The organism is Nostoc sp. (assembly GCF_035638895.1).
GTDB lineage: Bacteria > Cyanobacteriota > Cyanobacteriia > Cyanobacteriales > Nostocaceae > Nostoc.
Map to the genome: position 1 here is coordinate 1 of NZ_DASQZC010000632.1, position 10,216 is coordinate 10,216.

9 protein-coding genes are annotated in these 10,216 nt (G+C 36.4%); 4 read left to right on the plus strand and 5 right to left on the minus strand.

Annotated elements, in window-relative coordinates; genetic code table 11:
* Positions 1–370: 370 nt before the first annotated feature.
* The 3 genes from VE944_RS30500 to VE944_RS30510 are packed head-to-tail and all read right to left on the minus strand — an operon-like array spanning position 371 to position 3,993.
* Positions 371–2,614 carry a vWA domain-containing protein gene (locus VE944_RS30500; RefSeq protein ID WP_324986410.1) on the minus strand — a complete coding sequence of 748 codons (2,244 nt, stop codon included), beginning with the start codon at positions 2,612–2,614 and terminating at the stop codon, positions 371–373.
* A gap of 50 nt (positions 2,615–2,664) precedes the next feature.
* Complete coding sequence (locus VE944_RS30505; RefSeq protein ID WP_324986413.1) at positions 2,665–3,285, minus strand: hypothetical protein; 621 nt, start codon at positions 3,283–3,285, stop codon at positions 2,665–2,667.
* Positions 3,286–3,288: 3 nt separating this feature from the next.
* The gene (locus VE944_RS30510) at positions 3,289–3,993 is read right to left on the minus strand and encodes a hypothetical protein (protein ID WP_324986416.1); all 705 of its coding nucleotides are present in this window, start codon (positions 3,991–3,993) and stop codon (positions 3,289–3,291) included.
* 344 nt (positions 3,994–4,337) lie between these two features.
* On the opposite strand from VE944_RS30510, the gene VE944_RS30515 reads away from it, so the two are divergent.
* The 4 genes from VE944_RS30515 to VE944_RS30530 all read left to right on the plus strand — a co-directional run bounded on the left by VE944_RS30515 (position 4,338) and on the right by VE944_RS30530 (position 8,835).
* Complete coding sequence (locus VE944_RS30515; protein ID WP_324986418.1) at positions 4,338–4,568, plus strand: helix-turn-helix domain-containing protein; 231 nt, start codon at positions 4,338–4,340, stop codon at positions 4,566–4,568.
* Positions 4,569–5,626: 1,058 nt separating this feature from the next.
* On the plus strand, positions 5,627–6,679 hold the full coding sequence (locus VE944_RS30520) for a restriction endonuclease (protein ID WP_324986421.1): 1,053 nt from the start codon (positions 5,627–5,629) through the stop codon (positions 6,677–6,679).
* 51 nt (positions 6,680–6,730) lie between these two features.
* The gene (locus tag VE944_RS30525; protein WP_324986424.1) at positions 6,731–8,314 is read left to right on the plus strand and encodes an LlaJI family restriction endonuclease; all 1,584 of its coding nucleotides are present in this window, start codon (positions 6,731–6,733) and stop codon (positions 8,312–8,314) included.
* Positions 8,311–8,835 (plus strand): hypothetical protein, encoded by a 525-nt coding sequence (locus tag VE944_RS30530; RefSeq protein ID WP_324986427.1) that lies wholly within the window; start codon positions 8,311–8,313, stop codon positions 8,833–8,835. The genes VE944_RS30525 and VE944_RS30530 overlap by 4 nt, the downstream gene beginning before the upstream one ends.
* Before the next feature lie 275 nt (positions 8,836–9,110).
* Here VE944_RS30530 and VE944_RS30535 read toward each other — a convergent pair whose 3' ends face one another.
* Positions 9,111–9,410: an HNH endonuclease gene (locus tag VE944_RS30535; RefSeq protein ID WP_324986430.1), complete on the minus strand. Its 300-nt coding sequence runs from the start codon at positions 9,408–9,410 to the stop codon at positions 9,111–9,113.
* Between the two features lie 84 nt (positions 9,411–9,494).
* Positions 9,495–9,680, minus strand: coding sequence for a site-specific integrase (locus VE944_RS30540; RefSeq protein ID WP_324986433.1), 186 nt, complete (start codon positions 9,678–9,680; stop codon positions 9,495–9,497).
* Between the last annotated feature and the right edge of the window lie 536 nt (positions 9,681–10,216).

Below are 10,216 nucleotides of genomic sequence, written 5' to 3' on the forward strand. Positions count from 1 at the left end.
AATCGCTAAATAAATATTTTCTTCGCTCTCAAGAACGGGGGTAGAGCAAGTGGTGGGCTACCCAGTTGGGTCTACTCCACCAGTAATTCACGCAAGTATTAGGGTTTGGGACAGTGGCAAGTGTCCTTTTATAGCCGCCATAACTGGACAGTTGCATCGGAACAGTACACAAGAAGTTTAAGCTTTTCATCTCCATTCTAGCTTTTATTGATTTGCTGACACAATTCTCAACTACTGAGGCGTTTGTTCTATCGTTATTGGCTAAAAGAAAATCTATCTTTTGCGATCGCTTAAACTAATATCCCCAAACTAGATCACCAAAAGTGGATAAGACCCACATTTTGGCTGCAATGCTACTCGCACCGGATATCTATACAAAGTAATAATCCGCACGTCGGAAACCGCTTTTTACTTTGCCAAAGCTGCTAATCTCATAAGCCAAAAAACTTTGGTACTGGTAAGGAGTGACATCTGAAACTAATTGTGCTTTGCCAAGATTTTCAAAAAGGGACGCAAATTTACTAAGTGTAACAGCATCATCACCAATATAATCAGAGACTAAATCAGAATTAGCTGCTCTCAGTAAAGAAACGTGTTTGTCAATGCGTTTTTGGGCTGTACTGATATCATTTTCATAAAGGTCATCAAGTACATAAAAAGCTACTTCACTTGTCCATAATGCCAATGAATGTTCAATAACTAAATCTAATGGTAAATTGCCTGGAAAAGATAGTGAAAATTCTGGCTTCTGACTCTTACGAGCAAATGTATCTACATATTGCACTGTTGCTTTACCAATAGATATTTGGCTTTTTTCTTCAGGTATACTAAGCTCAAAAACTATCCAGTATGTTTCGCCAACTGCTAAATCTGGAACAAAAATTTTTATTCCATCTTTTTCTGTTATTAAATCAGCTTCTGGTGCAACGCCAAACTCTTCTTGTGCTTTCTTTTTTACCTCATCAGCCTCCTCTCTTACAGCAGCCCTTTTTGCAGGTTCTGTTATTAAATCGTGACCATACAAGTAAAGAATCTCAATATCTCGTTCAATGTCTACTTTAATTTGAACATTAAGAGCTGCTAAATGCTCTCTTCTGTTCAATTCTTCTTGAAGGCTATTTTTAATATCATCGACATGAGTTACGAAGGTTGATTTGCCACCCGTTAAGCCTGCCAGAGCATCGAGTTCCTTAGTATTGGCATCTGAACCAAATGCAAATGTTGATAAGCGGATATTTCCGCGTGTTTTAGGATCTAAATTTTGTCTAATTTTAATCCAGTTGGTTTCTCCAGAGTTGGGATTGCCATCTGAAAATAAATATACATGATTCAAGGTATTACTATTTGCGTAACGATTAATCTCATCTATGCCAAACGATAATGCTACGTTAATATCTGTTCCACCATCTGCGGTCATACTACTTATGACTTGACTAAATTTCTCAAGATTAATTTGACTAATACGAGTTGCTTTCAATAAAGTTTTAGGTTGTGTATTAAAAACAATAATTCCAATAATATCATCTTCTCTCATCCTTTGAAACAATTCTCGTATTGAAGTCTTAACATCATCTAATTTCTCCCCTGACATCGAGCCACTGGTATCTATAACGAAAATATAATTAGCTGATGATGCTTTATTTTTAGGATGAACTGATGGAGCAATATCTGAAGTTCTCAAGGCAATTTCTAAATAATGTGTAGCTCGTTCATCGCGTTTTTGACTTAGTGGAATAGTAGCTATTCCATAGCTGACTGCTAGAGAATTACCAGGTTCAGGAGATGGTAATCGCTCACTATTTAGAGAGATAAAGTCATCAAAGCGAATATTGATTTGGTCAATCAATATTCCTTGTTCAATTAAGTCCTTAATTCCGACATTTAGCCTAGTTCCAAACTCATTGTTTCTTCTTATAAACAAACCATCATGCGGCAAGATTTCGTTGTTTATCTTATATTTTAATTCATAGTAATTGCTATCTTTCCAAGAAACATCACTGCCCAAAAAAATAGTCTGACATGGTGAAGCATTGTGCAATATTCCTGCTTGAACATTTCCACTAACACTTATTGAACTATTTGAGAGGAAATCATAACTATTATCTTCAGCCTCATTACTATAACAACTAACTTGTTGTTCAACAGAATCTAATCCAAAATTCCCTGATAACTTTTGATTATTTTTTGTGCGATTAATTAGTCTTTCTTGTAGTCTTTCTGCTAATATGTCAAACAAGAATTGTTCGAATATTTTCCAGTGATCATAAATACTTCTTGCTGTAGATTGGGTAACGTTGAATAACAAACCAAGAGTTTTAAACTCTAAGCTCCAATCCAACATCAATTTTAGAATTAATAATAAAATTTCTGCTTCTGAAGAATATTTTAATTTGTTTGATTTTTCATCTCGTTGAACGAGCATAACTACTCTATTCTCGTCGGTTAACTTATTTTTTTCATTGAAGAGTATTATTTTTGATATAATATTCTGTAATTCTTCATAGCTTATGCCTAAAAAATATTGTGTCTCATCAGGATTGTTTTGAATATATTCCCAAATACTTTGATTAGGGTGATTCTGGATATATTCCTCAATGCGCTTAATATTTGTCATGATTTACCTTCCCTTAGATATTGATTGAATAATGTTTGAAATATTTGCGGCTATACTATTTTCACTTCAGCTATGCTGATTGGGCATTTATCCTCTAATTCACAACTGGTTATAACTATCGATGAAAATAGATTTTTTTTCTCCAAACAGTCTAACCAAGAATTTATTTCACTGGATATACTATAGCTTTGACTAGCTATTTTTTTAGCTTCTACTCTAGAATTACCGCCCATCAATAACAGGAGTTTAATTTGTAATACTATACTAGGTAGATGGCTAGCATTCAGTTGCAAAGCATTCTGAACATACTTCAGTGCAACGGGTTTATTATCTTTGGCTACAGCTACCTGAGCCTTCCAATACCAAGGTTCTGGTGATTGATTGTCAAGTCTCTTTGCTTGATCAAATTTTTCTTCGGCGCTATGGAATTTTTTGTTTTTTAATAATTCACATCCTTCCAAAATAAACTGATTTCTAGGTTTTAGATCATTAGTTTCAATAGAATCTATTTCTTTCTCACGGTTACGGATTCTTTGCTTGGTTTCTTCAATTTGTTTTTCTAATTTACGTCGATTGCGTAGCTCATCTTCATTGCGTAGGTCGTCTTCTAGTTCCTTGAGAAAGTCTAAATCTTCCTTGAGTTGTTCTTCATGGTGCTGACGCAGGTTCAATCCTTACTTCCTCCGTAGTTTAGTTACCAATTGCTGCCAAGCTGACTTAACATTGAACCCACTTCCCAATTCCAACTCACCTTCGTACTCCACAAGCATAGGAATAATGGGCAGCGTGACTTTTAATTTGTGTCTAGCATCCATCTCTGGGTCTTTAATAATTTCAGCGATATCAGCCTGATGATGGGGTAAAGAAGGCAGGCGATCCTCCAGAGCTGCTAGCATCTGCTGCATCTCTGGTTCCGAAACCATATTGTTATCTAGTGCTTGTAGTAAGTTTTCAGTCAGAACTAATTGCGTCTGATTGAGTTGTTGAGTAATAGAGCCAATAATAACTTTCTCGGAAGCGTTGTAGCGTTCCAAGAGGGCTTGACGCATTTTGTACTGATTTTTATAAATTACAACCTGCCCTTTTAACAAAACATTTATTTTTTCATCCATTTGCTGTAATTGTTTTTCCACATACAGCACTTCGGTAGGTTGATAGCCTATTAATTCCTGCTTTAGCTCCGTATACTCCTGCTGATAGCGAGTAACAGACTCTCGCTGCCGCTCAATTTCTTTTTCAAACCTACCCATAGCGCGAGGGTCACTTTCATAGCGCAACACCTCCTCGTATTGGCTAAGTAGTTTTCCGTCTTCGGTAATATTATTTTCTAAATCTTTTAGTCTCTTTTCGTAAAAACCAAGTGATTTCATCGGTTTCATTTCCTACTTCCTAGAATAAACACTGGCATAAGTCGATACCTTGGTAAAATTTAAATCATTAACTGCCAAAAAATCTTTCAGTCTTGATTATGAATAGAAGCGATTTGATACACCTGCTATTTCTTCTCAAGCAGAGGCAATTCCGGCTCCAGCTCATGCCTACCACTCAAAAGGAAGATTTACAGTTATTAGTATTGATGATAGACAATATTATGAAGATTGTGTGCAAAGGCTGGTTAATATTTTCATTTTATTGTTAGTTTCAACCTCCACTGAGTAAAAATGCTAACGTATATGTAGCTACTTTGCTCAACCTTAGATATGTTTCTTTCGTAAAAATTGAGATGACTATTAAATGGAGACTCAATCGCTTGATGGCAGAGCGACGTATTTCAGGAAAAGACTTAGCAAAAGAACTTAATGTTCATCCAAATACCATCTATCGGCTCCGCCGAACTGACGAAATGCCATCAATTGATGGAAATATGCTAGAAAAACTGTGCAATGTCTTAGGATGTGAGCTAACTGACCTAATTGAGCGTGGGCCAAATGGTAATACAGCAGCTAGCCACTGAAGGTGGGACATTTGGTGAACGATGCCAAAGCTGGTTGGCAAGCAAGAGCCTGTACTTTGCAAGAAAGTTTCGCGGCCGCAGTTATCAAAATGCGATGTGTGTTGGGTTTTCACGTTGGGAGTAAGAAACGCTCTTAATCATATTTCTAGCTCCCAATGTGAAATTTAAGCATTTGGTGGCAATACCCCCTGAGTGACTTAAAAAATCAAAATGGAGATGGCATTTTGTTTCAGCTTCTCAAGTCACATCCAAATAGGCATCACCGTGCCAAAAAAGGTTTTTTGGCACGGTGATGCCTTGTACAAACTGGTGTATAGAGATATAGATATTTGCCAAACTTATCAATGGGTCTGAAATTGGGATTTTGAGGGGTGTGAAAGATAAGCCCTGCTTAATTGAGGTGTTGGGTTCACGAATTAGCAGGTGTTTGGGAGAATGAATACTGTCGGATTTCCAATCTAAAAGTGGGACAGTTAACTCCTTCAAATATCAGAGTAGGCTGAATTTATACTGATTGCTGAAGTGCTTGTTCTGTCTGGCTTTCAGCACCATCGGTTTCCTTGGCAACCAAAATTTCTCCATTGCTATACAAAGGCGGAATACAAAAAACTGTTTCCATGAGTCTCCTGTCCAAGCTTTTAAATTTCAGATAGATCAATTGGTACAGGTTTATCCCTAGCGATCGAGTCTGGCCGTCTGGCTTGATGCCAATACCATCAAAATCAGCCCAAATCAGACAGACGGACAGAATTAGACAGAAAGCTTACGCAGCAGGGGACAGACTAGACAGATAGAAAGACAGAAGACAGACAGTAGACATTACCCCTCGGTTCATCACCGGAGATTTTATTATTAGCTGTAGGAGCCAGCAATAAGGGACTTGCGGATTGCCTCATAATCTGGCTTTGATTCTTACCTGGGAGATGACAGATTGCTGTGTTAGGCGGCTTCCATCCGTCTGTGATCCTGACAAAAAAACTTTCTCCAGAATTATTCCTGGCTGCTCAAGAATGGGAACACTAAGAATAACAATTATTTATAAACTTCTGTCAGCAATAATGAATCAACCCATTCAGAGGATTCTTTTTGGTAGCCCTGGAACTGGCAAAAGCCACAAGATTATTTCAGAAATTATACCTAAGTACTTGAGTATAGATGAATCTGTAAATCCAGAAAACGTTATCAAAACAGTTTTTCACCCAGAATATACCTATGGAGATTTTATGGGTAAATTAGTACCGATTACGAGATCAGGGAAAGTAGAGTACAACTATTATGAAGGACATTTTCTAAAAGCACTATCTCAAGCTTACAAGAATATTAAAGAAGCTTACGATAAAGAAGGTAAACAACTCAATGAACCAAAAAATGTTGCTCTTGTGATTGATGAAATTAATAGAGGTAATTCCTCTGCTATATTTGGTACTGTTTTTCAGCTTTTAGATAGAGATAAGGATGGTTGGTCGAGTTACGGAGTTAATCTAACCGCCATTGAATTTATCAAGCTATTAGAATTGATGGGAACCAAATTTAGTTATGATGAAAGAGGTAATATAAATGAGTATAAATTGCAACCTTATGATGGAGTTGCCAAGCTAGAAACATTACAAAAGAAAATTGAGTTTTTGAAATTTGATTTAGTAAATAGAATTATTAGAATTCCTCCTAATTTTTCTATACTTGCTACTATGAATACTTCTGATAATTCCATTTACTTCATGGACAGTGCATTTAAACGTCGTTGGGACTGGGAATTTGTGAACTGGGATGAGAGTAAGCCTGCTATAGCGACGTATGGAAAAGGGGGAATCTTAGATGAGAATGAATGGAAAAATCTCATTGCAAACCTTAATAATTTTATCAAAAGCCATCATGCATCGATTCGGGGAATTGAGGACAAGCAAATTGGTTATTACTTCATTAAACAGCCTGTAACCGCTGAACAAATTCAGAATAAACTAATGTTCTTCTTATGGGATAGCGTTTTTAATCGTGATAAAAAGCCACTGGTTGAGCTTCTCAAAGTAACAAAAGATAATTTAGTAACTTTCGGAGATTTTACCAAATTACATAATAGTTTCATTACAAATATAATTAAACTAAATAATTGAATATACTAACCAATTTCCAATAGTAGATAGTAGCATCTATCTTTACACTCCATGTTTGATTTTTCCAGTTTTAAGTTAGTCAAAGGCTCTAACGATTTTTTTATTGGCATTCGGAAGTCTAAATTGGGAGACAATTTTGAGTTTTGTCTGCCAAACGGCTTCGATGATTTTCCAGAGGGTGACTTTGATGCAGTACGAGATTTATTTTTCAAGATGTATCGCACCTTTAGCAAGTTTGAGCGCGATAATTTAGACAGCAACCGATTCAGAATAAACAAACCGGACTTTCAGCAAGATCAGGATCAGACGACCCTTTCATCTGGTGGAGTCAAGATGCAAACTGAGGAAGGAGATGTTTGTGTACTTTACAGTAAAATTAAAATGATTGAGCGAGTTCTAGAAGCCTATGATGAGCTAACAATCAATTCCATTCAAAAAAAAGTGAGGCTTAGTGAAGATATTGACTATTCTCAAATTTATAAATATCTAGATCGTGCTATCTATCTAAGCGATGAACAAAATGGAGATGTAATTTATGTTGACGTTATGGAACTACCGCGTTTGACGGTACGCTATGAAAGTACTGATATTGTAAATCTATATTGTTATATTCTCGATGAAATTGTAGAGCAGTTAAATGGTGATGTGCCAAATAATATTAAAGCACATAGTCAAGATATCCGCTTTCTTGGTCAAGGTTTCAAGGACGATTACCTAACTAGCAACCAGTCTCTTTTTGACAAAGATACTTTTGAGGATACTATTAAAATTCTCAAAGAAGTTTTAGATAATACAGATAAGAATACCTACTATAAAGATGCTGATTACTGGGGGCTTTACGAAGCTGTTGAAACATTTCTATATGGTGAGCTAAATTCGGAGCAAGGAGATGGTGAATTTTGGGGTATGTTTGGGTTTTCTCTAATTTGGGAAGATATGTGTAATACGTATTTTTTTAAAGAACATCGGGATGAAATTTGCTATGCAGATATGGACATTACTTTAAAATCCTATCATAACCCGCTAAGAGAAGGAGAACAAAAAAATCGGGTTGGAAATCGCAAAATTAATGGCGGAGCTATAAACTTTAATCAATGGGTTTACTGCACACAGTCAAATATTTATAAATCTTTAAATAAAGTCGGGGAAAAATTTTACTGGGATGAACTACTTTGCATTGAATTTGATTTAAATGAACGAAGATTTGTTTACTCACATACTAGGTATAATCAGCCTGAAAAACGAGATAAAAGTCAAATAATGCGTCGTTTTATCCGTCCTGATTTGATTTTAAAAAGTCAGACTGAAAAAGTAAATAATAGTTTAAACCAAAGTGATTGTATAAAAATTATTGATTACAAAGATGTTCCAGTGAAGTTTTATAAGACTAAGAAACTTTCTCCGAAATCAGCTAATAAATATAGAAGCGCTCTCATCAAGCAGCTTGCGTATGAATATGCACTTCAGCGAACACATGAAGTTTCTGCTAATGAATTTTTTATTCCTTATTATTATAAGGTAGAGCCATCTAATCCATTAGGTGAAATTGACCCAGAAGTTGACCTGAAAGGTATAAAAATATTTAGAGCTAACTTCTCTTTAATACAAAATATTTATTTGGAAAATAACCTATGAATTCTGAGTTAGATACCATTGGAACTCATTCATCTGATACAGCTTTTGAAAGTATTTATGTTCCTTTTATATTTTTTGCTAACGAGAAGCAGAAGAATACTATAGAAATGTATATTTCTCAGCAAGTAAATGATTTTTTTCAAAAATTATCTCCTAGTGTTAATGTAGCTCAATTATCGTATTCAAAACTTATTACAGAAAAAGATTTCAAACAAATCCAAATAAGTTATTTTTATGATAATTTATTTCATGGCTTAGAACGCGACTCTGATGGTAAATTAAAATTAACAGTCAAATGGAGTATCACTTTTGACGAACGATGCACTCCAATTCAACTAGTAAATCTTCCTGCAAGTTATCGAGGGCATGAATCAAAACCTAATTTTTTATATAAAGATAATGAAGGTCGTCCACATCGAAAATACGGGACTATAGAAATTAACGGAGTTCCAATATTTTACTATATTTACTTTACACTTCAGGAAATCTTGGATGTAGTTAAAAAAATCCCTGGCTTTTGAAACTACATTTAAATTATCCTTTGCTATTAGAAGAGGAGTTAACTATGCCCCCGCCTGAAGATTTGTATATGATTTGACTCAAGGAAATATGATCTTGTACCGAATAAATACCATAGCTAATTATTGAGCGTCATCATTAAACCAAGGCGAGGGGATGGGCATTGTTGAAGGCAGCCTGATAAGTTTTAAATAAAAATATGTTAGGAACGGGATAAACTTTTTTCTGCTCAGGGATAATTAAGCGTCACAGCACCTAGCCATAACACAACGCCTGCTCAAAATAGAGACAATTGTCCTGGGGATACATTTCCCCTGCGTCGGGTATGAAAACTCAGGTGACAAGCTGTGCATAAGGCATATAAGTTTTCTCGACGATTATCTTCTGGCAGGAAATTAAAATGATGCACTGTTAATGTTAATGCCATTCTAAGAGAACGGGAAAGTTCGGACGTATCATCACCGGGACGAATACATTGCAACTGACATTTAGAACATCGCCAGTCCACAGATTGTTTCACTAATAAAGCGATATCTGACCAGTTTTCTGGATAACGTTGCTGTGATTTAGAAGGCATTTTCTGATTCTAAAAATGCGTAGCGATTTAATTACCAGTTCAAGAATAAGATTAATCTACTATAATTAGTCACTTTATTAATTTTTATTCATCCGCATTCTTCAACATAGTCGTCAACAATTCCGACATCTCCCACAGGTCTTTATTCCGGTTATCATCATAAATCATCAACGTTCGCGGGTCAGCATTCAGGCTCAATCTCTGCACCTTTCTAATATTCCCATCAGTGGCATCAAGCGCTTCCGTGATCGCCGAATGCCTTACCCGCATTTCTCACAAGCTTCCCTGCTTTGATAGAGCAGAGGAGCAGAGGGGCAGAGGGGCAGAGGGGAAAGAACTTAGTATTTGAACTCTCCCCTGCTCCCCTGCTCCCCTGCTCCCCTGCTCCCCTGCTCCCCTGCACAAGCACAGGCTTTGAGAGGTGTGGTGAGAAATCCGAGCTTACCCTATGCGTTGACATTTTCCTTATCCGGGAAGGAATGATATCACGATTGATATCAATACGCTTAGGGCAAAACAGCAATATCCAGACCAAAAGCAGCATTATTACTTAGTCAAATCGTCAGCCCTTACACTTTCATCTAATTTAATTTCTCTTCATCACCCTCAATAACTGTCAATCATCTGACAATAACTCCCCAACCTCCTCCCCCAGCCTTGTTGCAAGATAGTGCGACAATAGCTCTTTTCGCACCACTGAGAGTAATAAACACGCTCTTTACAACTAAGATGTTGAAATAGCATTAAACTGACGCTGCCCCTGTGCTGCTGACTAACCAATGACACAGATCCACCCAGAAAATCTT